Origin of the sequence: Pseudofrankia coriaricola, assembly GCF_032027725.1 — a bacterium.
Classification (GTDB): domain Bacteria; phylum Actinomycetota; class Actinomycetes; order Frankiales; family Frankiaceae; genus Pseudofrankia.
In genome coordinates this window covers 193192-219036 of sequence record NZ_JASNFO010000019.1, presented here as the reverse complement: position 1 = coordinate 219036, position 25845 = coordinate 193192, and the positions used below count along the sequence as shown (strand labels likewise).

Below are 25845 nucleotides of genomic sequence, written 5' to 3'. Positions count from 1 at the left end.
CCCCCCCCCCCGGGGGGGGGGGGGGCGGGGGGGGGGGGGGGCCGGGGGGGGGGGGGGGGGGGGGCGCCCCCCCCCCCCCCACGCCGGTGCGATTGCTGGATCTGGCGGATCCGAGTGCCGGAGTGGCGTGCTAGCTGGCGATCGGGGTGTTGCCGAGGACCTTGTACGCGGCGGGCTGGCCCTTGTCGTCGAGGGTGGTCGACAGACCGCCGAGGACGCAGACGGCCTGCTGGTCGGGGATGGCCTTGCCGTTGCAGCGGAACTTGATGCCGCCGCCGCCGGGCAGCTCGGTCTCCTTCATGCCCTTGATGGCCGAGGTGATGGTCGCCGGGGTGATGTCCCCGGTGATGCCCTGCGTCGCGGCCTGGAAGCCGGACATGATCGTGAACATGATCATGCCGTCCTGGAAGCTGAGGTCGATGTCCTTGCCGTAGGTCTCGGCGACCTTGGTGTAGAGCTGCATCGACGGGCTGTCCGGGCCGATCGGCACGGTGGCGCTGATGACCATGTCCTTCAGCGTGGCTCCCGGGACCGACTTGCGGGTGGAGTCGGTGATGCACTGGGAGATGGCGCTGATGGTGCCGGTGAAGCCGACGGACTTGAGGCCGTTCATGGCGCTGATGCAGAACGAGTCGTTGCCGATGATGAAGACTTCGTCCGACTTGTTCGAGACGATCTGCTGCATCTGAGGCGTCATGTCGGCGGTGCCGGGCGCGACGCGGACGAGCTCGTAGCCGATGCCGGCCTTCTGGAACAGCGGCGGCGCGATGTCCTGGGCGGAGTGCAGGGCGGCGGGCACGTCGATGACGACGGCGGTGACCTTCTTGTTGCCCTTGTCCTTCGCGACCTGGATCGGCAGGTCGATGATCGGGAAGGTCGGGTTGCCCAGGACGAACGTCGTCGGGCTGGCGAGCAGACCGGGGTCGCTCGAGCCGTAGAGCATGACCGGGATCTTCGCGTCGTTCAGCGGCTTCCAGGCACTCTCGACGACGCCGGAGGTGCCGATGAGGACGGCGGAGACGCCCTTCTCGACCATCTGGTTGCCGCAGTCGGAGGCCTTGGAAAGGTCGCCGAGGGTCTCGCAGATGGTGATCTCGATCGGCCGGCCACCGATGCCGGCCTTGTGCTCGTTGAGGTACTTGGCGGTGGCCTCGGCGACCTTGTTGTCGTTGGTGTGGTCGGCGGTCGGGCTGGGCCCGTCCGTGATCACACCGATCTTGACGGGCGCGCCGGTCGCCTTCGCAATCGGGCCGAGAACGTCCGCCGACCCGGCGGAGCCGCTGGCCGCGGGGGTGTCATCGCCCTTGTCGTCGGAGCCGCCGCCACAGGCCGAAACGAAGGCCAGGCTCGCGGCCAGAACGGCGACGCCAGCCAACCGTAACCTGGCCGGGCGGGTGGACGACTGCGCGGATGCAACGGGCTGGAGCGGCTGCTCGGGCGTTCGCCGGCTGGCCAGTCGCCAGAGATGCGACATGTTTCCCACCTTGTCGTCGGACGTCGGGTGACTGCGAAGATCGCCAAACCCGGATGCGAGGCGTAACTGGCTGACGGGGCAAGGCCTCCCGGGCACCTGTTCGTTCGGGTACGACTCGCTACGGGTTCACCGATGGTTCGCCAATGGAGCTGCGCGTGCAGCGACCAGATGGTCGCAGTGTGGTGCTGCATGTGAATACTCGATTCCGACGTCGGCGTCAACAGATGGTGGTCCGCCAACGTGTGAGAGGGGCCACGACCTGCGCGTTTTCGCGGCGATGGCCTGGCGGGTCGGTGGGCCGGCGGCCTGATCTTGCGCCACCGCGTGGGCCGCCCGCGCCCCATGATCGTTGTCACCTCTGGCGCGACGACCTGAACGTCTCGGAGTTGGCGTAACGCGAAACGGCCCCGTCGCACGCGACGGGGCCGTTCGGGACGGGACACCTGCCGGGCGGGGCGCTGACGAGGCCCGCCCGGCAGGTGCGCCGGTCTAGAGGGCCAAAGGGTGTGCGAAAATGATCTTCCTTCGCACGCCCGGCGGCCGTTGTCCCCAGGATCACTAGAGGGCCAAAGGGTGTGCGAAAATGATCTTCCTTCGCACGCCCGGCGGCCGTTGTCCCCAGGATCACTGATGGGTGGATCGATGTCGGGCGGGGCGTGCTAGCCCTCGATCGGGGTGTTGCCGAGGACCTTGTACTCGGCGGGCTGGCCCTTGCTGTCCAGGGTCGTCGTCAGGCCGCCGCGGACGCAGACGGCCGGAGTGGCCGGGTAGGCCTTGCCGTTGCAGCGGAACTTCAGCCCGGCGCCGCCGGGAACCTCGGTCTCCTTCATCGCCTTCATGGCGGCCGTGATGGTCGCCGGGGTGACGTCGCCCGTGAGGCCGTCCAGGGACGCCTGGAAGCCGGACATGATCATAAACATGATCATGCTGTCCTGGAAGCTGAGGTCGATGTCCTTGCCGTAGGTCTCGGCGACCTTGGTGTAGAGCTGCATCGACGGGCTGTCCGGGCCGAGCGGGGCGGTGGCGCTGACGACCATGCCCTTGAGGGTGGCGCCGGGGACCGACTTGCGGGTGGAGTCGGTGATGCACTGGGAGATGGCGCTGATGGTGCCGGTGAAGCCGACGGCCTTGAGGCCGTTCATGGCGCTGATGCAGAACGAGTCGTTGCCGATGATGAAGACCTCGTCCGACTTGTTCGAGACGATCTGCTGCATCTGGGGCGTCATGTCGGCGGTGCCGGGCGCGACGCGGACGAGCTCGTAGCCGATGCCGGCCTTCTTGAACAGCGGCGGCGCGATGTCCTGGGCGGAGTGCAGGGCTGCCGGGACGTCGATGACGATGGCGGTGACCTTCTTGTTGCCCTTGTCCTTGGCGACCTGGATCGGCAGGTCGATCACGGGGAACTCCGGGTCACCCAGGGTGAAGGTCGTCGGGCTGGCCAGCAGCCCGGGGTCGCTCGAGCCGTAGGACACGACGGGGATCTTGGCGTCGTTCAGGGGCTTCCAGGCGGCCTCGACGACGCCGGAGGTGCCGATGAGGACGGCGGAGACGCCCTTCTCGACCATCTGGTTGCCACAGTCGCCGGCCTTGGCCAGGTCGCCGAGGGTCTCACAGATCGTGACCTCGATGGGCCGGCCGCCGATCCCGGACTTGCGGTCGTTGAGGTACTTGGCGGTGGCCTCGGCGACCTTGTTGTCGTTGGTGTGGTCGGCGGTCGGGCTGGCCCCGTCCGTGATCACACCGATCTTGACAGCCGCGCCGGTGGCCTTGGCGATGGGGCCGAGAATGTCCTCGGACCCGGCGGAGCCGCTCGCCGTCGTGGTGGAGCCGTTGTCGTCGGAGCCGCCGCCACAGGCCGAGACGAAGGCCAGGCTCGCGGCCAGGACGGCGACGCCAGCCAGCCTTAACGCGGTCGGGCGGGTGGACGACTGCGTGGACGCGACGGACCGGAGCGGCTGCTCGGGCGATCGCCGCCCGGCCAGCCTCCAGGGATACGACATGTTTCCCACCTTGTCGTCGGACGTTGTGTCATCGCGAAGATCGCCAAACCCGTTTGCGAGGCGTAACTGGCTGAGGGGCAGGCCTCCCGGGCACCTGTTCGTTCGGGTACGACTCGCTACGGGTTCGCCGATGGTTCGCCGATGGAACTGAGCGTGCAGCGACCAGGCGGTCGCAACATGGTGCTGCATGTGAATACTTGATTCCGACGTCGGCGTCAACAGATGCCTCTCGTGACGACACGATGATCATGAGCGCTGCCGGTCGGGCGGGTGTTGATGATCACTGGTGGTGTAAGGGAACCGGCGTCGGTGGATCCGCCGAGAGCACCGCCCGGAAGATCCACAGGAAGGGCCCGGCAGCCGTGGCATGGCTGGTGCTGGACCGCACGCCGTCGGCGCGGTCACGCAGGTCGTGCACACCACGGCCAGGGGATTTGGCTCGCCAAGTACAGCATTCAGCGCGGGGATGACCGGTTCGGCGCCGTACATCCCCGCGCTGCCCTACCTGGGAGTGATCGCCGCCGCCGCTCTTCTGGTCCTGCTCACGTCCCGCACCATGGACGTCGGCCGCGGGGCGCTTACCGATCCCCTTCGGGGAGGAGCGCGCATCCGCCGCGAAGGGGACGACGCGGGCTGGCGCCCTTCCCTTTCGCTGCGCTCGCTGGTCGCCGCGCTGCCGCCAGGTCTCACCGTCGACCTGGACGTCCCCGAACCGGTGGGGCGGCCATCGGAGGCCAGGTTGGACCGGGCCGCCGCGGAGACGCTGCGCCGGGTCGTCCAGGAGTCGCTGACCAACGTCCTGCGCCATGCCGGGCCGGACACCCATGTCCGGGTCACGCTGACGGTGGACGCCACGCACGCGGAGGTGGAGGTGGAGGTGGTCGACGATGGTGCCCGCGCGTCGGCCGCGCCGACGCCGACCATGGTCCCGCCGTCACAGCGGCCGTCGACGCCGCCGCTGCCGGATGGCGCCGGCGGCCGCGGCTTGGTTGGCATGCGGGAACGGGTGGCCCGGCTCGGCGGGACCTGCCAGGCCGGACCGGTCGAACCCACCGGCTGGCGGGTGCGCGCCCGCCTCCCGGCGAAGGCGGTCTGAGTGATCCGCGTTCTGCTGGCCGACGACGAGGAGCTCATGCGGGCCGGGCTCCGGATGATGTTGCACACCCAGCCCGACCTGACCGTCGTCGGTGAGGCCGGGGACGGCCGCGAGGCCGTGCGCCAAGCCCGGATCTGCGCAGCGGACGTCATCCTGATGGACGTGCGGATGCCGGTGATGGACGGCGTCGCCGCGACTCGTGCCATCCACGCCGACGCCGACGCCGCCGGGGACGGGCGCGTCCCTCGTGTGCTGGTGCTCACCACGTTCGAGTTGGACGAATACGTGTTCGCCGCGATCCGCGCCGGTGCAGCTGGGTTCCTGTTGAAGCGCACCCCACCGGAGGCCCTCATCGAGGGCATCCGTACCCTCGCCGCCGGCGACGCTCTGCTCGGCCCCTCGGTGACCCGGCGCCTGCTGGCGGAGTTCGCGCGGGCCACTCCCGCAAGCCCCGGCCCCGAGATACGCCACCGTCTCAACAAGTTGACCGAGCGCGAACACGAGGTGCTGCTCCTACTGGGACGAGGCCTGTCCAACGCGGAGATCTCCGCCCGGCTGCACGTCGGCGAGGCGACGGCCAAGACCCACGTCAGACGGATCCTGGACAAGCTCGGGCTACGTGACCGCATACAGGCCGTGGTGTTCGCGTTCGATCACGGTCTGGTGAGGCCGGGCCAGGGTCCGGTTCCCGGGACCTGACGTCCGCCAGGCCCGCGGGCCTCTGTACTACGACGATCTCGAGGCCATCGACCGCGGCGTATTCCACATCGCCGACTGGTTCACCAGGCACCTGGCGTGAGGGAACTCGGCCAACGTCATCGGCGCTGCGGCTGCCGGGGTAGCCGGGCACCAACTCTGCCTGCTCCGCCGGCACCCACCTGACTACATCGAACTCATCGCCGTGCCGGCCAGTGGGATGGGGCGAGATCATCGCTCGTCGCGGCGAGGTGGCGTCCGGGTCACGGGAGTGGCTTGTCGCTGTGGTCGTACTCCTCGCGTGCGGTGTCGACCTCGGTGAGATGGCCTGTGGACCAGGTGACGAGGGAGGCGAAGACGGGGGCCAGGCTGCGGCCGAGGTCGGTGATCTCGTACTCCACGCGTGGGGGGATCTCGCCATACATCGTGCGGGAGACCAGGCCGTCGCGCTCGAGCTGGCGCAGGCGTTGGGTGAGCACCTTCGGGGTGATGCCGCCGACCAGCGCACGCAGGTCGCTGAAGCGTTGGCGGCCGTGGGTGTTGAGCTGCCACAGGATCGGCGTGGTCCAGCGACTGAAGACGATGTCGACCACGGGGGTGATCGGGCAGGACGCCAGGGTCGGCGCCGCCGTGGCTTCGGATGTCATGCGCCGCACTCCCGATAGTTTCCTCTAGGTACCTAATGTCGCAGTGTAACTAACGTGGCGTCGTCCCGGTCCCAAGAACCTGGAGGAGACGACCGATGACGACCCTCGACCTCGCCGCGGCCACCGACGACCGGCCAGCCGCCTCGCCGGCTGGATGGGCCGCGACCCGGCGCCATGGCGATGACCGGGCTCGAAACCGGATCGGCGACGATCGCCGTGCGGGCGGGCCGTGCGCAGGCCATGGCGCGGTATCCGTCAGGATCAGGTCTGACGGAGCAGGGCGGCGCCGAGGCTGGCGTCGGCGCGCGGAGGGCGGCCAGTGCGGCACGAGGGGAAGACCGAGGCGCGGCTGTCCCGCATCCGCGGATCCGAGCCGCCGCGGCGGCACAACGCGCGGACGATCGCGGCGCTGACCAGCAATCCGGGGTGCGCGCGGCGGGCGGTGCTGGACGCCGCTGGGGTCGACAAGGAACGGCTCGCGGAGCGGGTCGGCTTCCCGGCGGCGTTCGGTCAGTCGCGGTTCGCGATCGTGCGAGGCAACGCGTTCGAGCGTCAGGTCAAGGCTGACGGCTGCGCCGAGCTGCTGCGGCTGCTGCGCGACCTGCTCGCGCTGGACCTGCGCGACGCGGCGTACACCGACCTCGGCGCGGACGGTTCCGGGGAAGGCCTGGACGCCCGGCACGTCGCGGCGCGGGAGCGGCTGACCCGCGCGCCGGGCGGCGAGGACGGCGAGGGCAACCCGGGCGGCGAGGGCAACCCGGACGGGGCCCTGTTCGACCATCCGCTCCTGCGGCTGGAGGTGGCCGGGCAGGCGGTCTACCTCGAGCCCGACCTGGTGGCGTTCCAGCACGGCGGAGCGTTCCACGTCGTCGAGATCAAGTCGTTCCCGGTGATCGACGGGCAGGCGGACGCGGAGAAGGTCGCGGCGGCGGCGGTCCAGTCGGCCGTCTACGTCTTGGCGCTGCGCCGGCTGCTCGGCCGCGACGACGCCGTCTCGCACGAGGTGGTGCTCGTCTGCCCGAAGGACTTCTCCAATGTGCCGGTCGCGGTGCGCCTCGACGTCCGTCGCCAGCTCATCGTGCTGGAGCACCAGCTCGCGCGACTGACGCGGATCGACACCCTGCTCGACGCCCTGCCGGACGACCTGGCGCTCGATCTCGGGCAGGACGGTGCCGGGACGCCGGTGATGGCGGTGGACCCGCTGACGGCGGCACTCGGCCGGGTGACGGCGCGCTACGCGCCCGGGTGCCTGTCGACGTGCGAGCTGGCCTTCTTCTGCCGGCGGGAGGCCTCGGGGCGCACCGCCGCACTGGGGATCGGCGTCCGGGAGGAGCTGGGCGGGGTGGAGACCGTCGCCGAAGCGCTCGGGCTCGCGCACGGGACGGCGACACCCGACGACGACCAGGCCGAGTCGGCGGCGATGCTGCGGACCACCGCGCGGGTCTACGCCGAGGCGCTCGGAGCCATGCCGGAGACGCCCGCGGGCGGGGCGGCTGGATGAGCGTGATCGGCGCGTACGCGCGGGCGCTGGCGGTGCGGACCGGGTTCGCCCAGCCGGTCGCGTCGGTTCGGCACATCCACCTCGCCGAGGCGCCACTGGTGCTGGTGCCGCTGAGGATGGCCGGCGAGGCGAACGCGCCGCTCGCGGCCATGGCCGGCACCGACGAGCTCAGCGGGACCTTGCTCGTCGTCCCACAGCCGCGCGACCGCGATCTGCGGTTCGCGTTCGCCGGCCTGCTCGGGGACCTTCTCCTCGGTTACGTCGAGCGGTGCGCGGCCGCGGGCAGCGAGCCGGTGAAACCACCGAGGACGCCGAGGCAGCCAGCCGGTAGGCCTCTGCCCGACAGCCTCCTGTCCGGCAGTCCCTCGTCCTCACCGGGTGGTGCCGGCGGTGCGGCGGTCGCGGCCGGGCCCGAAGGGACCGCCGGCGCCGCCGACGGAGACCTGCGCGCCGACGAGGACGCGCTGGCGGCGGCGGAAGCCACCGGGCCGGAGCGGTTCCTCGACGCGCCCCAGGTGCTGGTGCCCAACCGGGCCGGCGTCGAGTTCGCGCGGCTGTTCGGCCGGTCCACGCGGTTTCGCTCGACACTCGGGGAGTACGCGGTTCCGGCCGGGGTGCCGCTGCTGGGCCGGTGGCTCACCTTCCTCGCCCAGCGGGCCGAGCATCCGGGCTCGTCGGCGCTGGTGGCGATGACGGAGGCGCTCACGCTGCACTGGGCGACCGGCCAGAGCGCGCTGGAGGACGCGAACCTTGCCGCGCTGATGGCCTGGATCGACCCGCCGGACGGCCTGTCCGGCCCCGAGGCCGCCCGGTTGGCCGAGGACCCGCGGACCTGGCCGCCGGCGGGTCCGACGACCGACCCCCAGTTCGACAACCGGGTGCTCGCGCCCGCCATCGCGGCATACGACGAGGCGATCGCGCTGCTGCGGGAGCAGGCAGGGCTCGCCGGCGCTCCCGACCCGTTGCTGGCGGATCCGGACGTGATCGACAGCCGCTTCCGAGCCGCGGACCTCGGTGCCGCGCGGGTGTGGCCGGGGGCGCCCGACGCGCCGGTTCAGTCGTGGCTGCGCGCCCGGGACGAGGTCGAGCGCGCGGTGCGCGGGCAGATCGAGCCGACGTGGCGGCTGATGTGGCGGGCGGTGCGGCGGCTGCGCGAGCTGCCGGATGCGGCGTCCGTGCCGCGGCGCTGGGAGCAGGACAGGACGCGGTTCACCTCTTACTACGCCTACCTGCGGGACGAGGACGGCGGGCTGCCGCAGGCGCGACGCGACGGCGCGGTCGCCGCGGCCCGCCGCCTCGCCGTGCTGGAGCGAGAGCTCGCCGCGTACGAGGCCGACCAGGCCTTTGACGACCCGCTGGTGCTCGCGAACCAACGGGTGACCGGCGACGCCTTCGTAGGCACGGTGGTCGCCGCCGAACGGGACCGCCGGATCGCGAACGAGCGCGGAACGCTCGTCACCAGGCCCCTCGTCGAGGTGGTCACGGTGGACCCGGTCCGGCTCCCGATCGGTACGAAGGTCTGCTCACCCGCGCGGGTCGGCCAGACCGGGGTGATCATGTCGCTGGAGCCGGCGGCGGACGGGCTGCTGGTGTCGCTGGAGCTCAGCGGCGGGATGGGGCGGGCGAAGGTGCCGCCGCCGGGCAGTGTCCCGGACATGGACGAGGTGATCAGCTACACCAGCGTGCTGCCGGACGGCGCGTTCTCCGCCGCGCTGCCCGCGCCCGAGGACACTCCCTGGACCCACGGCGGGCCGCCGACACCCTATGAGCCTACCGACGGCGACGCCGAGGAGACCTGGGCGTGACGGCCGGAGCGAGTGCGGCGACGGAGCGAACCCGAGATGCGGCGAGCGCCGCCGCGCGGGTGCCGCCGACGCCTCGGAAGGGGACCCGGGCATGCTGACCGTCCGGCCCGGTCCGCGCGACTCGCCGGCGGCCCTGGCCGCGCGAGTAACGGACGCGATCCTGGCGGACCTGCGGTCGCGGCGGCACCGGGGAGTGGTCGTCGACTCGCCGCCGGGGGCCGGCAAGTCGACGCTGGTGGTGCGGGCCGCGACCGAGTTCGCGCTGGCCGACGAGCCGCTGATGATCGTCGCGCAGACGAACGAGCAGGTCGACGACCTCGTCGAGCGGCTCGCCGCGGACCTCGCCGACAAGGCGCCCGAGGCGCGGGTCGGCCGGCTCGGCCGCGCCGGCTACGTCCCACCGCCGCGGATCGACGGGCTGCCGAACGTCGCCGTCGGCAGCGACCTCAGGACGCTGGGAGATCCGCACCTCGTCGTCGCGACCGCCGCCAAGTGGGCCTACGTGAAGGACCGGGCCTGGCGGTGGGCGATCGTCGACGAGGCCTACCAGATGCGCTCGGACGCCTTGCTGGCGATCGCGAGGCTGTTCGAGCAGGCGCTGTTCGTCGGCGACCCCGGCCAGCTCGACCCGTTCTCCACCGTCGACAACGACCGCTGGCGCGGCCTGACGTGGGACCCGATGCAGAGTGCCGTCGCCGTTCTGCTGCGCAGCAACCCGGACCTGCCCGTGCACCGGCTGCCGGTGTCGTGGCGGCTGCCGCGCAGCGCGGAGCGGGTCGTCGCCGACGCGTTCTACCCGTTCACCGGCTTCCAGACCGGCAACGGACCGGGCGATCGTCTGCTCACCTTCACCGGCACGTCCCGCCCCGGCGCGGCTGGCCCCGGCACGGCGCGTGCCCGCCCTGGCGGCTCGGGCGGGACGCTGGGCCGCGCGCCGGCCGGAGCGGTCGACGACGTGCTGGACATGGCGGCGGCGACCGGATGGGGACTGCTGGAGCTGCCCGCCCGGCACACCCTGCGGACCGACGCCGAAGCGGTGCGCGCGGTCGCGGACGTCGCCCGGCGGCTGGTGGCCCGCGGCGCCGTGGCCCGCTCGCTCGACCGCGGCGGCGAGGAGCATCCGGTGACGGCGAGCCGGATCGCGATCGGCACCGCTCACCGCGACCAGGCGGCGGCGGTGCGCGCCGCGCTCGGCGACGACCTGCCGGGTGTCGTCGTCGACACCGCCAACCGGCTGCAGGGCCGGGAGTACGACGTGACGGTCGTGCTCCACCCGCTGTCGGGCCGCCGGGACGCGACGGCGTTCCACCTCGAGGCCGGCCGGCTGTGCGTGCTGGCGTCGCGGCACCGCCAGGCGTGCGTCGTCGTCGCCCGCGCCGGCATCCGCGACCTGCTCGACACCCACCCGTCCGGCGAGCCCGTCCACCTGCACGAGCCGGTCCGTTTCCCCGACGGCTGGGCCGCGAACCAGACCGTGCTGGCCCACCTGGAACGCCACGCGGTCCGGCTGTGAGGCGGTCCCGCGGCCGGACGCTTCGCGCTCGCGCCGGAACGTTCACCCTCACGCGACCATTGAGCCAATCGGCGGGGACCCCGCGGAGGAGTCAGGGCAGAAGAGCCGCCCCCGTGGTGGCGAGGCGGAGGTGGCAGACAGTGGATGGGACGGGCACGGCGCCGGTGGAGGTGCTGCGCGCCGAGGGCGTCGACCTGGTGCGGGGCGGGCGGTACCTGCTGCGCGGGCTCGACCTGACCGTGCGGGCAGGGGAGCACTGGACGCTGCTTGGCTCGAACGGGGCGGGCAAGAGCACCCTGCTGGGCCTGCTCGGCGCCGTGAACCACCCGACACGCGGCACGGTGCGCGTGCTGGGCCGCCAGCTCGGCAAGGTCGATGTCCGCACGCTGCGCGCCGACATCGGGCACGTCAACCCGCGCCACCCGCTGCTGTCGCCGCTGACGGTACGTGAAGTCGTCCTCACCGGTGCGACGAGCACGATTGACCTCGTTCCCCGCTGGACGCCGTCCGCCGAACAGGAGGGCGACGCCGACGAGCTGATCGACCTGCTTGGTATCGATGGCCTCCGGGACGCGCGCTGGCCGGACCTGTCGCAGGGCGAGCGCGGGCGGGCGCTGATCGCCCGCGCGCTCATGCCCCGCCCCCGGCTGCTGCTCCTCGACGAGCCGACGACCGGCCTGGACGTGGCCGCCCGTGAGCAGCTGCTCACCGGGCTGGACGAGCTGCGCGCCGAGCACCCCGACCTCGCGAGCGTCCTCGTCACCCACCACCTCGAGGAGATCCCGGCGAGCTCCACGCACGCCGTGCTGCTGCGGGCCGGCGAGGTGGTCGCCTCCGGCGACATCGACGAGGTGCTGACCACCGACCGGGTGAGCGCCTGCTTCGGCCACCCGATCCGGGTCGCGCGCCTCGACGGCCGCTTCGTCGCCCGCGCCCAGCCCGGCCGTTCCCTCACGGACCGCCGCTCCCGGCCCGCACAACGCTAGAGGGCCAAAGGGCGTGCGAAAATGATCTTCCTTCGCACGCCCGGCGGCCGTTGTCCCCAGGATCACTAGAGGGCCAAAGGGCGTGCGAAAATGATCTTCCTTCGCACGCCCGGCGGCCGTTGTCCCCAGGATCACTGAGGGGCGTCCCGGCGCGTGGCCCCGCGGGCACGCGTGTCAGGGAGGGCGCCTGCCAGCGCAGGGCGGGCCCGTGCCAGGGCAGGAGCGGCGTCAGCTGGCGGGGCCGCAGGCAAAGGCGGGGTCTTCGGGGGGCGGGCCGGGCGCCGCCGCCCACGCGGCGGCCGGCTGGGGAGCGTGGGCGGCGGGGACCGGCGCGGCACAGGTGCGGTAGGACGGAGCGCCGACGCCGGCACAGGCCGCCCAGGTCAGGAGGCAGCCGGCGGCGACGGCGACCAGCCAGAGCAGCTGCGTGCCGCCTGGCTCAGGGGCGCGGGCACGGTCATTGGTCATCGCGGCTCCTCGGGGACTGGCTGGGACGTGGCGGGTGGGGCCGCCAAGCGGTCCGTGGCGCGTCCCGCTCGACGCTGGGTGGGGTACTGGTGCGGACGCCGGGCATGTGGGGTGATGACAGAGATGCGGATCGCCGTGGGTTTGACAACGGCGGCGAGGCGGACGGGGAAAGCCGTTGGCTGAAACCTGAAATCGGGCCGCGGCGCGTAACCCGGGCGATAGGCGCGGCCTCGGTATGGCGGCGCCCCGGCGCGTCGCGCGAAACGGTGGAACGCCAGGTGGTGGGGAATGGCGCGCCTGACGGCCGTCGCGCCGGACAGATATCTCGCTGGACAAACATCGCGCCACACCAGGCCGTCGGTTGTCAGGTGCGCGCCCTGGGGTGCGGTGTGGAGGCGACGATAGCCGGGGTCGGGGAACCCGGCAAATGGCGGCGTTTGCGCGCGGGGACCGCGCCGACCACGCCGGATAGGTAGGCAGAGCCGCCTGAGCGGCGGGGCCCGGTGACGGTATGTGGCGTCGCGGCGCGGTCGGCGCCGGGATGGCGGGCTGCGCGGCCCGACGGGTGCCCGATCGGGTAGGTGTCCGCTCGGCGGGGGCCCCAGCCGTGGCGGCGCCCCCGCGGCCGTCGGCGGGGGCAGTGAGTCGGGGAGGACACCGCTGGTTGGCCGTGCGACGGCGGGGCTGGTCGGATGTGTTCTCCTCGTTACCGTCGGCGGGCATAGGGGGGTGACCAAGCGGCCGGGACGTTCGGGCGGGACGTAGGGCTCTCGATCGATCACTTTATGTAATCTTCGTGTGGATGGTTCCCTCGATCGGCGCGCGATACTTGGTTGGCGCGCCCCGATCCGGCACGATGGCCGACATGAACGCGGTGGGTGAGGGACAGCAGGGCCCGTTACGGGTCCGCAGCGCCCTGTTCGTCGACTTCGAGAACATCCACATGGGGCTCCAGCGGCTGGATCCCGCCGCCGCCAACCGGTTCGCGGTCAATCCGCAGGGCTGGCTCGGCTGGCTGGAGAAGCTCGGCTATCCCGCACTGGCATCGGACGACTTCCGCCGCGATCTTCTTATTCGGTATTGTTATCTCAACCCGGTGAGCTCGGCCCGTTACCGAGCCTATTTCACGCGGGCGGGCTTCCACGTCGTCGACTGCCCGCCGCTCACCGCCGCGGGGAAGAACTCGGCCGACATTCACATCGTCATCGATGTTCTGGACATCCTCGTTCATCCGACCCGGTTCGACGAAGTCATCCTGCTGTCGGCCGACGCGGACTACACCCCGGTCATGCTTCGACTGCGCGCCCACGACCGCCGAACGGTGATCATCACGAGTGGGCCGTCGGCCCGGGCGTTCCGCGCGGCCTGCGACCACGTGGTCGGCGAGGACGCGTTTATCGACGAGGCGCTGTCCGCCGACTCCCGGCCGCTCAGCAGCAACGGCGGCGCGCATGGCTACAGCGGTACACAGAGCTACAGCGGTACACAGAGCTACAGCGGTACACAGAGCTACAGCGGTACACAGAGCTACAGCGGTACGCATGGCTACGGCCACGACGCCACCCCCGCGCTGAACGGGGTCGGCCACGCGGCCGGCCATGTCGCCAGTCCGCCGGGCATGGCGGTGCATCCGGGCGAGGCGGGCGCGCTCGTCCACGGTGGCCAGGCGACACCCGAGGCGGCGGACCCCGCCCCATCCGCCGCGGACCGGCCGGCGAGCGACCCGGCGCCGGCCGGCAACCCGGCCGGCGCCGGCGCGGTGCCCGACAGGCAGTGGGAATCCCACGCTGACGGCCCCGTGCGGTCCTTATCCACGTCCACCGACGTCACCACGGGGCACTTATCGGTGCCCCCGCGCTACCTCGCGTCCCCGCGGCCGTCGCCCGCATCGCCCCCGCACTCCCCGGCGTCGCTGCCGGTGCCGACGCACCCGCCAGTGCCGACGCATCCGGCCCTCCCCGGGTTCGTACCGATTCCGGCACCGCCGAACGGCCAGTACGACGGCCAGCTGCGCCGCGTCATCGCCGCGAAGGTCGGCGGACTGGTCGCCGCGTCCGACCGGCCGATCACGCTGGCGTCGGCCGCCCAGCTGGTGCGCGCCGACCTCGGCCAGGACGTCACCGACGGCTGGGCGGGCACCGGCTCGTTCAAGAAGCTGCTCGCCCAGGCCGACCTGCCGGGGCTCGCGATCTCCGCCGCGCCGGAGTACATCTACGACCCGCGCAGGCACAGCCCCCCGCCCAGCGGCCAGACCTCCGGCGCGGGCCAGCCCGAGCAGGACGGCCCGCGCTTGGACCTCGTCAACCGGATCTCGCAGGTCACCGACATTCCGCGGCTGTCCGCGCGCGAGTTCCGGGCGCTGTTCGAGGAGCTCGCCGCCGAGGTCGCCGAGCACGGCTTCAGCCGCACCGGCACCTCGCGCGCCGTCCGCGACCGATGCGCCGAGCGCGGTGAGCACGTCGGCCGGGGCGCGGTGAACTTCGTCCTCAACGGTCTGCTCTACGCCGGCCGCCCGCCGCGCCCGGGCGACGACGCGGGCACACTGGCCTGCGCGTTCGCCGACAACGCCATCGTCCTGTGCCAGAACGCGCGGATGGAGCTGTCCGCCGACGAGGTCGCCCACCTGCGCGCCTGGATCGTCGACGCGCCGGTCGTCGTCGCCGACGCCCCCACCGAGCGTGCTGAGCCGGCTGAGCCCGCCGTTCCCGCCGGGCCGATGTCCGCCGCTGAGCCGGCGGCCCCTGCCGAGCCGGCCGCCCTCGCCGAGCCGGCTGTCCCTGTCGAGCCCAGCGCCGATCTGGTCGGCCAGGCCGGCGCGTGACGCCCGGCCGCGGTCCCGGGAGGGAACGGCCCGACAGCCCTCGGCCCCGCCCGGTGGCCGGGCGGGAGCCGAGGGGGCCATGGCGTCAGTGGGACGGCTGCGCGGCGACGCCGAACTGCGCCAGCAGACCGGTGTAGGGCTTGGGCGGCGGCGTGGCGTACTCGCCGCGCGGGCTGGTGACCAGGCCGAGGCGGATCAGGCCCTCGACGAGGACGGTCGCGGCGGCCACGCCGTCGATGACGGGGACACCGAGCTCCGCCGTGAGCGTCTGGCACAGGTCGGCCATGCCAGCGCAGCCGAGGAGGATCACCTCCGCCTCGTCGTCGGCCACCGCCGCGCGGCATTCCGCGAGGATCTTCGCGCTCGCCAGTGGATCGGTCTCCAGTTCCAGTACGGGCACCTCGCAGGCCCGGACGCCGCGGCACAGCGCCCGCAGACCGTACCGGTCGGCCAGGTCCCACGTCCGGCCGCGGGAACGGGCAAGCGTGGTCACCACGCTGAACGACCGGCCGAGGAGGCTCGCCGCGTGCATCGCGGCCTCGGCGATCCCGACCACCGGGCCGCGGGCCAGTTCCCTGGCCGCGTCGAGGCCCGGGTCGCCGAAACAGGCGATGACGTAACCGGCAGCCCCCGCCGCCTCGCCGCGCGCGATCTCGGCCAGCACGCCGGGCACGGCGAGCGCCTCGTCGTAGTGGCTCTCGATCGACGCCGGCCCCATCGCGGGGCTGGTCGCCTCGACCCGGGTGCCCGGCCCGGCCACCTGCCGGGCGCTGGTGCCGATCAGTTCGGTCATCGCCCGCGAGGTGTTCGCGTTGATGAGCCGGATGAGCGGCCCGGCCGGGGTGGTCGGGATCGCCGCCAGGCCCGTCGTGGCCGCGGGGTGTGTCCCGGCCGCGGGAACGGCCCCCAGGGTCAGGGCGGGCTGCTCTTCCTGCGTCGTGGGCATCGGGGGCGGCTACGCCTCGGGCGTGACCGGCGCCGCGTTCGGCGCCGGCTGCGCGGGGATGCTCGCGGTGGCGGTGGCGGTGGCGGTGGCGGCGGCGGCGTCGAGGGCGGGGTCGCCCGCCGGCCGCAGTGACGTCGCGGTGATCGGCGAGCGGCTGGCGAGCAGGTAGTAGACGACGAAGCCCAGCCCCATCCCGATGAACCAGCTGTACTGGGCCGCCGTGCCCATCCAGCCGACCGCCGAGTCGGGGACCACCACGGGGATGACGGCGATGACGGCGCCGACGGCGGTCGCGATGACCGCGGGCGGGTTCACGCCCTTGCGGTAGAAGTAGGTGCCGCGCGGGCTGAGGGTGAACAGGTCGTCGACGACAACCACCTTCTTGCGGATCAGGTAGAAGTCGCAGATCAGCACGCCGAACAGGGGGCCGATGAAGGCGCCCAGCGTCTCCAGCGTGTAGTGGATGACATCCGGGTTGTTGTAGAGGTTCCACGGCGTGATGAGGAACGAGCCGACCGCGGCGATCATGCCGCCGGCGCGCCAGCTGATCCGCTGCGGGCTGACATTCGAGAAGTCGAACGCGGGGGAGATGAAGTTCGCCACGATGTTGATGCCGATGGTGGCGATGGTGAAGGTCAGCGCGCCGAGGACGATCGCCGTCGTCGAGTCGATGCGGGCGACGGTCTCCACCGGGTCGGTGATGAGCTCGCCGTACACCGGGACGGTCAGCGAGGCGGTGAAGACGACGAGGAGGGAGAACAGCAGGAAGTTCACCGGCAGGCCGAGGAAGTTGCCGGTGCGCACCGAGCCGAAGTTCTTCCCGTAGCGGGAGAAGTCGCCGAAGTTGAGCATCGGGCCCGAGAAGTAGGAGACGACGAGCGCGATCGCGCCGAGCATCAGGGAGAACGTCGAGTCGCCGCCCTTCCTGGCCCCGCCGAGGTTCAGCGACAGCTCGCCCCAGCCGGCCTTGTAGATGAGGTAGCCGGTGAGCGCGAACATGACGACGTAGACCGCCGGGCCGCAGAAGTCGATGAACCGGCGGATCGTCTCCATGCCGGTCCAGAACACCGCCGCCTGCAGCACCCACAGCACCGCGTAGGTGATCCAGCCGAGCGTCGACAGGCCGAGGAAGCCGTGCTGGTCGACATCGGCGTACGGGGTGAGGCCCGACCACAGCTTGATCAGCACGACGTTGAGCGCGGCCGAGGCGAGGTAGGTCTGGATGCCGTACCAGGCGACCGCGATCAGTCCGCGGATGATGGCCGGGACGTTCGCGCCCAGCACACCGAACGGCGCCCGGCAGATCACCGGGTAGGGAACCGCCGCCTGCTGGCTCGGCCGGGCGACGAGGTTGCAGAAGAAGTTCACGATCGTGATGCCGACGACCAGCGCGACGAGCACCTGCCAGCCGGCGAGGCCGAGGGCGAACAGGCTGCCGGCCGTCACGTACCCGCCGACGCTGTGCACGTCGGACATCCAGAACGCGAAGATGTTGTACCAGGACCAGGTCTGCTTCCGCAGCGGGGCCAGGTCCTCGTTCGACAGCCGTGGGTCGTACCCGGGCTTGAGAAGGCCCGCGCCGATGGGCATTCCCGCGGCCTCCGCCAGGTCGTCGTGTCCGGCGGTCGCGCCCGGCGGGCCGGGAATCGCGGCGAGCTCGCTCATTCTCGCTCACTTCCTTACTTGGCGTCTGGTGGCGTCCCCGCCGCGGGTCTCCGTGTCATCTCGGTCGCCGCCCGGCCGTAGAGGGGCGGAATTCCCCGCGGGTGGGCGCGCGGAGAAGCCGCCCGCGCACGGATTTCCGGGGCGGCCGGCGGAACTGGGAAAGGAAGGCGGAAACCCGCTCAGGGGACCGGTGTTCGGACGTGTGGGGATGGTCAGGCGGGGCGGCCGGCATGCCTGGAATCAGGCTAGGATCTTGCTGTTTCGCCACCGTCACCGGCGAGATATATCTGCGTCGGCAACTGTCCACCGGCGCCGGGGCGCCGGCCACGATGGTGACGGCGCATCAGCGCGGCGCCCGGGTCCTGCCGGATCGGCGACAGATCCCTGCCGGATCGGCGACAGGGTCCCTGCCGGATCGGCGGAGCCGATCTGGGAGGTAAGCGATCTGGAAGGTAAGCGATCTGGGAGGTCTGTGGCGCACCGCCAGCCTCAAGCGGGGAAACGGGCCGATTCGTCGGGGAGCGCGGCGACGACGGTCTGCAGGCGGGAATGGTGCGCGCGGGAGGCGGCCAGCAGAGCCCCGACGTCGCGGGCGACGAAGGCGCGCAGCATTCGTTCGTGGTCGGTGACCAGCGCCTCGACGGCGTCCCTGGACGCGTAGTCCATCGGCCGCACGGGCTCGGTGACGTTCCAGGCCGAGACATACATGTGCTCCAGCCGGGCCATCCCGGCGGGACCGACCAGCGCGAGGTGGAAGCGGCGGCTTTCCCGGTGGTGGCCGCGCGAGTCGCCCGTCTCGACCGCCAGTGCCATCGCCTCGTGCGCGGCGAGCGCCCGGGCGTCGTCCTCGGCGGTCGCCTGCCGCACCGCCGCCGTCAGCGCCGCCGCCTCCAGCACCTCCCGCACGACGTAGAACTCGCGCATCTCCGCCGGGGTGAGCGCCGCGACCGTGTAGCCACCGCGGGCGCGGTGCACGACCAGCCCCTCGCCGACCAGGCTCATCAGCGCCTCGCGGACGGGGATCCGGCTCACCTGGTAGTGCGCGGCGACCTCGTCGACGGGGATAGGGGAGCCCGGCGCCGCCGCGCCGTCCAGGATGACCCTCTTGACCTCGCGCAGGATCACCTCGCGGACGGAGCCGCATCCCCGCGCGTCGGTGTTCAGCGTCCCGGCCCACGCCGCGCTCGGCCGTGGCATCCGCATCTCGCCCGTCCTTCCGCTCGGGACTCCTCCGGCGGGCGCGTCCCCGGTGCCGGCGCCGTCCGGCCGGACCATCCGCCCCCGACTGCCCCCGACCTTCGGTACGCGCACGTGCGGCGGGACGATAGTTGCCGACTGTTTCGGACTGTCGGCGATCCGATATCCGCCGGTTGACATCCCTCGGGGCGTGGCGGAGTTCGGCCGCCCGGACGGGGGCGCCGGCGCGACGCCGCGGTCCAGACGTGTTCCCGCAGGGCGGCCCGGCGGGCTCTCGGCCCGGAACGCCGGACGGCCGTCGAGGGGGAACACCAGTGGTGCCGGACCGGGTGCGCTCCGGGGCGGTTCGCGTCGGCGCCCCGGCGGTAATGTGACCACGAACAGCGCGGAACGGGGCCGGGGCACGACGGCGGAAGGCACGGCGCCGACGGGTGGGCCGCCGCGCGGCGCGGTGGGCCGCCGCCGCGCCGGCGCGAGGCGACGGTCGGGACAACGGCGGGTCTAGACAGCATCGGAGAGCGGTCGGCGTGCAGGACATCGCGTTGCCGGTGCGGCTGGGGCCGACGACGCTGATGGCGCGGATCGGCGCCGGCGGAATGGGCATCGTCTACTACGGCCTACTCGGGCAGACGCCGGTGGCGGTGAAGGTGATCCGCGCGGAGCTGGCCGACGCGCCCGAGTTCCGCGCCCGGTTCCGCCGCGAGATCGAGCTGATGCGCCGGGTGGGCGGCGTGTGCACCGCCCGGGTCCACGCCGCCGACCCCGACTGGTACCCGCCCTACCTCGCCACCGAGTTCCTCGCCGGGCCCACGCTCGCCGACTGGATCCTGCGCAACGGCCCGGTCACCGGGCCGTCGCTGCGGACGCTGGCCGTCGGGCTCGCCGAGGCGCTGCTGGCCGTGCACCGCGCCGGCGTCGTGCACCGCGACCTGAAGCCCGGCAACGTGCTGCTCACCCAGGCCGGCCCGAAGGTCGTCGACTTCGGGATCGCGCTCGCCACCGACGTCACCGTCCTCACCCGGGTGGGCACCCCGGTCGGCACCCCCGGCTACATGAGCCCCGAGCAGCTCAACGGCATCGACGTCGTCGGGCCGCCCGCCGACGTGTTCGCCTGGGGCTGCACCGTGGCCTACGCGGCGACCGGGCGCACCCCCTTCGGCGCCGGCCCAACCGACGCGGTGCTGTTCCGGGTGCGCCACGACCCGCCGAACCTGGCCGGGATCCCGGACGACCTCGCCGGGCTGGTGGACGAGACGCTGCGCAAGGATCCGGCGGCCCGCCCGGACGCGGCCGAACTGCTGCGCCGGCTGCTGGCGCTCGTCCTCGGCCCGGACTGGGCCAGCGCCAGCCCCGCGCGCACGGGCGGCCCGGCCGCTGGCGACGTCCTCGCGGACGCCGGCGCCGCGGGCGACGGGGAGCGGGGCTGGACACCCGAGACGGACGCGGATCTGGCCCGCGGCGTGCTGCTCGTGCTCGATCGACACTGGCCGATCCGTACCTACCTGCCTCCGCCGGTGGTGGCGCCGGCGCCCGCGGCCGCCGGCCCGGCGCGCCCCACGCCCGCCGCGCCGCCGGCGGCACCGATGGCTCCCGCCGCGCCACCAGGACCCGTGCCCGCCTCTCGGCCCGCTCCCGGCCCTGGCCAGGCTCCCGGCCCCGGTCTGGCACCCGGTCTCGCGCCCTGGCCCGCCCGTCAGTGGCCGCCTCCGGTCGGCCCGCCGGTGGGTCCTCTGCCGGTCCTCGGCCGGCCGGCGGCTCCGCTATCGGCCGCGGGGCCGGTGCCGACCGGTGCCCCACCGCAGACGGGTGCTCCACCGCTACCGCAGCCGCCCGTGCGGACGGGGATGCCGCTGCCGCCGGGCGCGCGGGGTCCGCTGGGCCCGCCCCCGACGTCCGGCCCCCCGTCGTCCCCGTTGGCCCCGGCGCAGCGCGGGCCGGGCGGGCACGGGCCGGGCGGGCGTGGGCCGAGCAGCCCTCCCTCCGGGCCGCATCGCCTGCCGACGGGCGTGCCCGCGTCGGGTGGTCCTCGGGCCTCGGGCGGCGTCTGGCGACGCCCTCGCCACGGCCTGGTCGGCGCGGGTTTCGTCGCGGTGGTGGCGGTCGTGGTGGTGTTGGTGCTGGTAGCCGTCTCGCTGGTGGCCCTGCGGCTCTTCACCCATGACGACGACGGCGGGACGCCCAGCTCGACGCACACGCAGCAGGGGCCAACCGCCCCGGTAAGCACGAACCCCGTCTCCCCAGGGGACGGCGCGACGCCACAGGCCGGGCCGAAGACCGCGGACGGACCCGGCGCCGTGAGCTCCGCGGGGCCGTGCCGGTACGTCGCCACAGACGCGCGCGGCCCCGCCGCGCCCATCCCGCCGTCGGTCGGGCACCTGCCGACCGGCACCGCGACGATGACCATCCAGACCAACGGCGGCATCATCACCGCGGAGCTCGACGCGGCGCTCGCCCCGTGCGCCGTCTACGCGCTGCGGCATCTCGCCGGCGAGGGCTACTACGACAACAGCCTCTGCCCCCGCCAGACGGACGGGCCGAACCAGGCCTACTACATCCTCCAGTGCGGCGACCCGACGGGAACCGGGTCGGGCGCGCCGGGCTTCGCCTACGACGCGGAGCACCCTCCCAGTGACTTCCGCCGAGGCGTGATCGCGGTCGTCCACGGCTCGTCCGGCGCGAACGGCGCCCAGTTTGTCATCAGCTACGCCAACCCGAGCCAGGAGGGCCGGGAGGAGATGGCCGACCGCTACACCCCCGTCGGCCGGGTCGTCGACGGGTTCGACGTCCTCGACGACCTCGTCGCTCCCGGCGCGGATGGCGGCTACGACGGGCCGCCGGCCAGCGACGCGCGCATCCTGTCGCTCACCGTCGAGCCGTAACCCGGCGTATCCCGCCGGCCCCGTGGCGGCGTCACCGGGAGCTCTGATGTCCGTCAGCGCGCCGGGGACACAACCGATCGGCAACGCTGACCCCCCTTAACGGGGGATGAGCCGTACTTAAGCAGTCACACAGCAGGGCTTCCTAGTGTCCCGGACGGCTCACACGCCCGACCCGTCCGCGATCCCCGCGGGTCCGGCCAAGGCCCTATCCGGACCCCCACCTGGACCGCAGGGAGACCCATGCTGTTGACGTACGTCCGCCGCGAGCTCAGGGGGCGACTCCGGCAGACCGCGATCGTGGCGGTCGGCCTCGCGCTCGCAGTCGCCCTCATCCTCGCCGTCACCGCCGCCTCCTCGGGGGTGCGCAACGCGCAGTCGAGCGTGCTCGACTCGATCTACGGCGTCGGCACCGACATCACGGTCACCCAGTCCGCGCAGCCAGGGCAGGGCGGGGGCGAGCAGTTCACGTTCGGCGGGCAGGCCCCTGGCAGCACCTCCTCCGACGCCAACACCAACGTGTCCTCGGACAACCTGCGCCTCGCTCCCGGCTCGGCCGCGATCAAGGACGCCTCGGTCAACTCGGTGCGCTCGACGCAGGGCGTCGCCGACGTGACGGCGACGCTGATGCTGCGCCAGACCAACTTCAGCGGCCAGGTCTCGGGGCAGAACCTCGACGACCTGCGCCAGCAGTTCCGTGCCCAGCGCGGCGGAGGCGTCACCGGCCCGCAGGGCTTCACCGGCTTCGGCGGCGGCGACTTCAACGTCAACAGCCTCACCGTCGAGGGTGTCCAGCCCGGCGCCACCGCCCTCGGGCCGCTGTCGGGCGCCGAGGTCGTCAGCGGCGGCCGCGCCTTCACCGCCGCGGACGCGAAGGCCAACGTCGCGTTGCTGTCCAAGAGCTACGCGGACACGAACAAGCTCGCCGTCGGCGGCACCGTGACGGTCAAGGGCACGGCGATGAAGATCGTCGGCCTGCTCGACTCCGGCACGTCCGGCACGTCGCTGTCCGACGTCTACCTGCCCCTCGGCGTCGCCCAGAGCCTCGCCGACCTGTCCGGCCAGGTGACCAACCTCTACGTCCAGGCGAGCTCCTCCGGCTCCGTCGACACCGCCGCCGCCGCGATCAAGAAGGTGCTGCCGGACGCCACCGTGCAGACGCAGTCCGACCTGGCCAACGGCATCTCCGGCTCGCTGTCGAGCGCGTCGTCGCTGGTGAGCAAGCTCGGCAAGTGGCTGTCGATCGCCGTTCTCGCGGCCGCGTTCGTGCTCGCGATCCTGTTCACCATCTCCGGGGTCACCCGGCGCACCCGGGACTTCGGCACCCTGAAGGCGATCGGCTGGAGCAACGGCCGGATCGTCCGCCAGGTCGGCGTCGAGTCGCTCGTGCAGGGTGCGATCGGTGGCCTCGTCGGTCTGGGGGCGGGCCTGATCGGGATCTGGGCGATCAACTCGTCGCACATCAAGCTTGCCGGCACGACCAGCTCGGGCGCGTTCAGCGTGGCCCGGGGGGCGGCCTTCGACGGCGGCGCGGAGGGCGGCGGCCCGTTCGGCGGTGGCGGTGGCGGGTATGGCGCTGGCGGCGCCGGCACCGGTGGTGGCGGCGGCGCTCGGCGGACCGCGAGCAGCACGGTCGACGTCCTGCTGCACGCGCCCGTGCACTGGTCGGTCATCGGACTCGGCATCGGCCTGGCGCTCGTCGGCGGCCTGCTCGCCGGGATGTTCGGCGGCTGGCGCGCCTCCCGCCTGCGCCCCGCGGCCGCGCTGCGCAGCCTCGACTGACGGCGGCGTCGACCGGCGGCGGCCTCGACCCGCTGGTGACGGCGCATCAGCGCGGCGCCAGCCACCTTCTCGACCAGTTCTCTCGGCGCGACGGAAGAGACAAACAGACGATCATGTACACACTTACCGGCGTCACGAAGACGTACTTGAACGGCAAGAAGGCGGTCAACGCCCTGCAGGGCATCGACCTGAACATCCCCGACGGGCAGATGGTCGCGGTCCAGGGCCCGACGGGCGGCGGCAAGTCGACGCTGCTGCAGATGCTCGGCGCGCTGGACCGACCCACCTCCGGCTCGGTCCTGCTCGGCGACGAGGACCTGGCCAAGTCGTCCAACTCGCGGCTGACGAAGCTGCGGGCCAGCAACGTGGGCATCGTGTTCCAGAGCTTCAACCTCATCGCGACGCTGACGGCACTGGAGAACGTCGAGGCCGCACTGGTCCCGCTGGGCGTACCCAAGGCACAGCGCCGCGAGCGTGCCACCGCGGCGCTCGCCTCGGTGGGGCTCGCGGACCGGATCGGTCACCGGCCCGCCGAGCTGTCCGGCGGCCAGCAGCAGCGGGTGGCGATCGCCCGCGCCCTGGTGAAGGACCCGAAGGTGCTGCTCGCCGACGAGCCGACCGGGAACCTCGACGAGGAGACACGCGACGAGATCATCGCGCTGCTCGAGGGCCTGTGGCGGGACCAGGGCCTCACCCTGGTGATCGTCACCCACGACTCCCAGGTCGCGGCCCGGGCGCAGCGGCGGCTGCACATCGCCAAGGGCAAGCTGCGCGACACCACGCCCGCGTCGAAGACCCCCGCCCAGGCGCGGCCGCCCGCCGACGAGCAGCCCACCTGGGCAAAGCCCGCCGACGATGCCTCCCCGCCCGCCGATGCCTCCCCGCCCGCCGAAGCCGCCGCGGCCTCTCCAGCTGCTGCCGCCTCTCCAGCTGCTGCCGAGTCCCCGGCCGCTGCCGTCTCCCCGGCCACACCGGCCGACGAGGCATAGCTCCACGCCGCCCTGACATCGGCCTGCCCCGCGCCGATCCGCGCCGGACCCCAACCCGGCGCACGCGGCCCCGTGGCTCGATCCGGCGCCTCCCCCCGACCGGACCGGGCTGCGGGGCCGCCGTCTGCCCGTTGGCGACGGACGCCGTCAGCGCGGCACCGCGCCCCGGACATCGATCACAGGCCGTGACCGGCTCGGCCATCCGGGATCTCGCCCACATCCGCCATACCCGCGCGCCGGTTCGGCCGTCCACCGCCAGCGACCGGGGCGGACTTGCCAGGGCCCACGGTCGGGACATGCGTGACTGATCAGGACCACCCGTCGTTCTCTCCGCCGCGAGATCATCGGATTGAATGCCCACATACGTACCGTGACGGCGAAACCGTTCTTCGCCACCGGAGTGACGCATCGCCTGGCCGTCGCGCGGCGGCGTGCACCATCGTCCGCCGGCGCTTTCACTGGCGAACTCGACGGACCAGGCCGGTCATGTTACGTCGGGGTGTCGGATACGAGCATCTTGCACCGCTCTGCTACACTTTGCGGCAAGGCGACGGGAAGACGAGGTACTACCGGGGGGGAGAAGAAGCCCGGAGGCTACCTTGCCGCGTGCGACGTCAATACTCGATGTGGTATCGCCACGCAATGTGCACGGTATAGCAATGCACCAAGCCGCGGATCCGGCGGTCCGGCCAGGCGTCACCACTGATGCGACCCTGGGTCACATCGCCGGCATATTTGGTTACACCGCGTTTTTCTTCATGGCGGCCACCGTCATCTGGGGCCTGTTCCTCATCACCCGGCTGCCGGAGCGGCATATCCGCAGGCAGACGCTGTACGGCGGCCACATGATGCTGGCGATTCTGGCGCTCGCCGCGTCGGTGGTACACGCCCAGGTGCACTACTTCCGGCACGACGCTTACTACACCGAGAGCCGGATCTGGTTGGTCTGGGGCGGAGCCAAGGCGGACGTCCTGCCCGGCATCCTTGGCCTTGAGGTCCTCGTGCTGGTGGCGTTCTCGATCTGGTTCCAGCGTCGCATCGGCTATCGGCGGTGGCACCGGTTCCACTGGTTCGCGTACCCGGGATTCGTCCTGATCGCGATACACAGTGCCTGGGCTTCGCGGGAGCAGCACTTCGGTGTCATCTGGGCGGCCATGGCGGCCGCGATGTTCGTTCCCCTGGCGCTGTTCGTGCTGCGAGTGCTCTCGCCAGCCGGGCGCAGGGACGAGGCCGACCCCTGGTTCGACGTCGTGGAGGCATTCGAAGATGGCATCTACCGCCGGTAACGACAACCAGCCTCACGATTTCCGGCAGACTGCCTGGGACTCGCGGTGGATGCGGCCCCCGTCGCCGGGCGAGGACCTTCGCCAGCCCGGGCCGCGC

At 72.6% G+C, this 25845-nt stretch carries 18 protein-coding genes; 11 read left to right on the top strand and 7 right to left on the bottom strand.

The window, feature by feature from the left end; all coding sequences use genetic code 11:
- Positions 1-130 precede the first annotated feature (130 nt).
- Positions 131-1474: an ABC transporter substrate-binding protein gene (locus QOZ89_RS12435; RefSeq protein WP_083418892.1), complete on the bottom strand. Its 1344-nt coding sequence runs from the start codon at positions 1472-1474 to the stop codon at positions 131-133.
- A gap of 659 nt (positions 1475-2133) precedes the next feature.
- Positions 2134-3474, bottom strand: a complete 1341-nt coding sequence (locus QOZ89_RS12430) for an ABC transporter substrate-binding protein (RefSeq protein WP_083418508.1) — start codon at positions 3472-3474, stop codon at positions 2134-2136.
- A 367-nt stretch (positions 3475-3841) separates the two neighbouring features.
- On the opposite strand from QOZ89_RS12430, the gene QOZ89_RS12425 reads away from it, so the two are divergent.
- Together QOZ89_RS12425 and QOZ89_RS12420 are read left to right on the top strand one after the other, a co-directional pair.
- Positions 3842-4570, top strand: coding sequence for a sensor histidine kinase (locus QOZ89_RS12425; RefSeq protein ID WP_083418509.1), 729 nt, complete (start codon positions 3842-3844; stop codon positions 4568-4570).
- Positions 4571-5269 (top strand): response regulator, encoded by a 699-nt coding sequence (locus QOZ89_RS12420; protein WP_083418510.1) that lies wholly within the window; start codon positions 4571-4573, stop codon positions 5267-5269.
- A gap of 260 nt (positions 5270-5529) precedes the next feature.
- Here QOZ89_RS12420 and QOZ89_RS12415 read toward each other — a convergent pair whose 3' ends face one another.
- Entirely contained in the window at positions 5530-5913 is a 384-nt protein-coding gene (locus QOZ89_RS12415; protein ID WP_071048409.1) for a winged helix-turn-helix transcriptional regulator, read from the bottom strand.
- 319 nt (positions 5914-6232) lie between these two features.
- Here QOZ89_RS12415 and QOZ89_RS12410 point away from each other — a divergent pair, with 319 nt between their 5' ends.
- From QOZ89_RS12410 to QOZ89_RS12395, 4 genes are all read left to right on the top strand, one after another.
- A complete protein-coding gene (locus tag QOZ89_RS12410) occupies positions 6233-7414 on the top strand; it encodes a hypothetical protein (protein ID WP_312623811.1) in 1182 nt (393 codons plus the stop codon).
- A complete protein-coding gene (locus QOZ89_RS12405) occupies positions 7411-9219 on the top strand; it encodes a hypothetical protein (RefSeq protein WP_071048411.1) in 1809 nt (602 codons plus the stop codon). The genes QOZ89_RS12410 and QOZ89_RS12405 overlap by 4 nt, the downstream gene beginning before the upstream one ends.
- 91 nt (positions 9220-9310) lie before the next feature.
- The gene (locus tag QOZ89_RS12400; RefSeq protein ID WP_071048412.1) at positions 9311-10732 is read left to right on the top strand and encodes an AAA domain-containing protein; all 1422 of its coding nucleotides are present in this window, start codon (positions 9311-9313) and stop codon (positions 10730-10732) included.
- Between the two features lie 140 nt (positions 10733-10872).
- Entirely contained in the window at positions 10873-11718 is an 846-nt protein-coding gene (locus QOZ89_RS12395; RefSeq protein WP_071048413.1) for an ABC transporter ATP-binding protein, read from the top strand.
- A 228-nt stretch (positions 11719-11946) separates the two neighbouring features.
- Here the strand turns inward: QOZ89_RS12395 and QOZ89_RS12390 are convergent, their stop codons facing one another.
- The gene (locus tag QOZ89_RS12390) at positions 11947-12186 is read right to left on the bottom strand and encodes a hypothetical protein (protein ID WP_312623810.1); all 240 of its coding nucleotides are present in this window, start codon (positions 12184-12186) and stop codon (positions 11947-11949) included.
- A gap of 865 nt (positions 12187-13051) precedes the next feature.
- Here QOZ89_RS12390 and QOZ89_RS12385 point away from each other — a divergent pair.
- Complete coding sequence (locus tag QOZ89_RS12385) at positions 13052-15007, top strand: NYN domain-containing protein (protein WP_312623809.1); 1956 nt, start codon at positions 13052-13054, stop codon at positions 15005-15007.
- An 85-nt stretch (positions 15008-15092) separates the two neighbouring features.
- On the opposite strand, the gene QOZ89_RS12380 is transcribed toward QOZ89_RS12385, so the two are convergent.
- The 3 genes from QOZ89_RS12380 to QOZ89_RS12370 form a co-directional block, all read right to left on the bottom strand.
- A complete protein-coding gene (locus QOZ89_RS12380) occupies positions 15093-15953 on the bottom strand; it encodes an aspartate/glutamate racemase family protein (RefSeq protein ID WP_083418511.1) in 861 nt (286 codons plus the stop codon).
- 9 nt (positions 15954-15962) lie between these two features.
- The gene (locus tag QOZ89_RS12375; RefSeq protein ID WP_071048416.1) at positions 15963-17618 is read right to left on the bottom strand and encodes an NCS1 family nucleobase:cation symporter-1; all 1656 of its coding nucleotides are present in this window, start codon (positions 17616-17618) and stop codon (positions 15963-15965) included.
- 489 nt (positions 17619-18107) lie between these two features.
- Entirely contained in the window at positions 18108-18821 is a 714-nt protein-coding gene (locus QOZ89_RS12370) for a GntR family transcriptional regulator (RefSeq protein WP_083418515.1), read from the bottom strand.
- A 521-nt stretch (positions 18822-19342) separates the two neighbouring features.
- Here QOZ89_RS12370 and QOZ89_RS12365 point away from each other — a divergent pair.
- From QOZ89_RS12365 to QOZ89_RS12350, 4 genes are all read left to right on the top strand, one after another.
- Positions 19343-21694: a protein kinase domain-containing protein gene (locus tag QOZ89_RS12365; protein WP_312623808.1), complete on the top strand. Its 2352-nt coding sequence runs from the start codon at positions 19343-19345 to the stop codon at positions 21692-21694.
- 240 nt (positions 21695-21934) lie between these two features.
- The gene (locus QOZ89_RS12360) at positions 21935-23473 is read left to right on the top strand and encodes an ABC transporter permease (protein ID WP_071048418.1); all 1539 of its coding nucleotides are present in this window, start codon (positions 21935-21937) and stop codon (positions 23471-23473) included.
- A 113-nt stretch (positions 23474-23586) separates the two neighbouring features.
- Positions 23587-24462, top strand: a complete 876-nt coding sequence (locus QOZ89_RS12355) for an ABC transporter ATP-binding protein (protein WP_083418516.1) — start codon at positions 23587-23589, stop codon at positions 24460-24462.
- 758 nt (positions 24463-25220) lie between these two features.
- Positions 25221-25748: a ferric reductase-like transmembrane domain-containing protein gene (locus tag QOZ89_RS12350; protein WP_241841662.1), complete on the top strand. Its 528-nt coding sequence runs from the start codon at positions 25221-25223 to the stop codon at positions 25746-25748.
- Positions 25749-25845: the final 97 nt, after the last annotated feature.

Coding starts and splice junctions, on each gene's coding strand:
- QOZ89_RS12435 (WP_083418892.1), bottom strand. CDS start 1,474: ATGTCGCATCTCTGGCGACTGGCCAGCCGGCGAACGCCCGAGCAGCCG.
- QOZ89_RS12430 (WP_083418508.1), bottom strand. CDS start 3,474: ATGTCGTATCCCTGGAGGCTGGCCGGGCGGCGATCGCCCGAGCAGCCG.
- QOZ89_RS12425 (WP_083418509.1), top strand. CDS start 3,842: ATGGCTGGTGCTGGACCGCACGCCGTCGGCGCGGTCACGCAGGTCGTG.
- QOZ89_RS12415 (WP_071048409.1), bottom strand. CDS start 5,913: ATGACATCCGAAGCCACGGCGGCGCCGACCCTGGCGTCCTGCCCGATC.
- QOZ89_RS12405 (WP_071048411.1), top strand. CDS start 7,411: ATGAGCGTGATCGGCGCGTACGCGCGGGCGCTGGCGGTGCGGACCGGG.
- QOZ89_RS12400 (WP_071048412.1), top strand. CDS start 9,311: ATGCTGACCGTCCGGCCCGGTCCGCGCGACTCGCCGGCGGCCCTGGCC.
- QOZ89_RS12390 (WP_312623810.1), bottom strand. CDS start 12,186: ATGACCAATGACCGTGCCCGCGCCCCTGAGCCAGGCGGCACGCAGCTG.
- QOZ89_RS12385 (WP_312623809.1), top strand. CDS start 13,052: ATGAACGCGGTGGGTGAGGGACAGCAGGGCCCGTTACGGGTCCGCAGC.
- QOZ89_RS12380 (WP_083418511.1), bottom strand. CDS start 15,953: ATGCCCACGACGCAGGAAGAGCAGCCCGCCCTGACCCTGGGGGCCGTT.
- QOZ89_RS12375 (WP_071048416.1), bottom strand. CDS start 17,618: ATGAGCGAGCTCGCCGCGATTCCCGGCCCGCCGGGCGCGACCGCCGGA.
- QOZ89_RS12370 (WP_083418515.1), bottom strand. CDS start 18,821: ATGCGGATGCCACGGCCGAGCGCGGCGTGGGCCGGGACGCTGAACACC.
- QOZ89_RS12360 (WP_071048418.1), top strand. CDS start 21,935: ATGCTGTTGACGTACGTCCGCCGCGAGCTCAGGGGGCGACTCCGGCAG.
- QOZ89_RS12355 (WP_083418516.1), top strand. CDS start 23,587: ATGTACACACTTACCGGCGTCACGAAGACGTACTTGAACGGCAAGAAG.
- QOZ89_RS12350 (WP_241841662.1), top strand. CDS start 25,221: ATGGCGGCCACCGTCATCTGGGGCCTGTTCCTCATCACCCGGCTGCCG.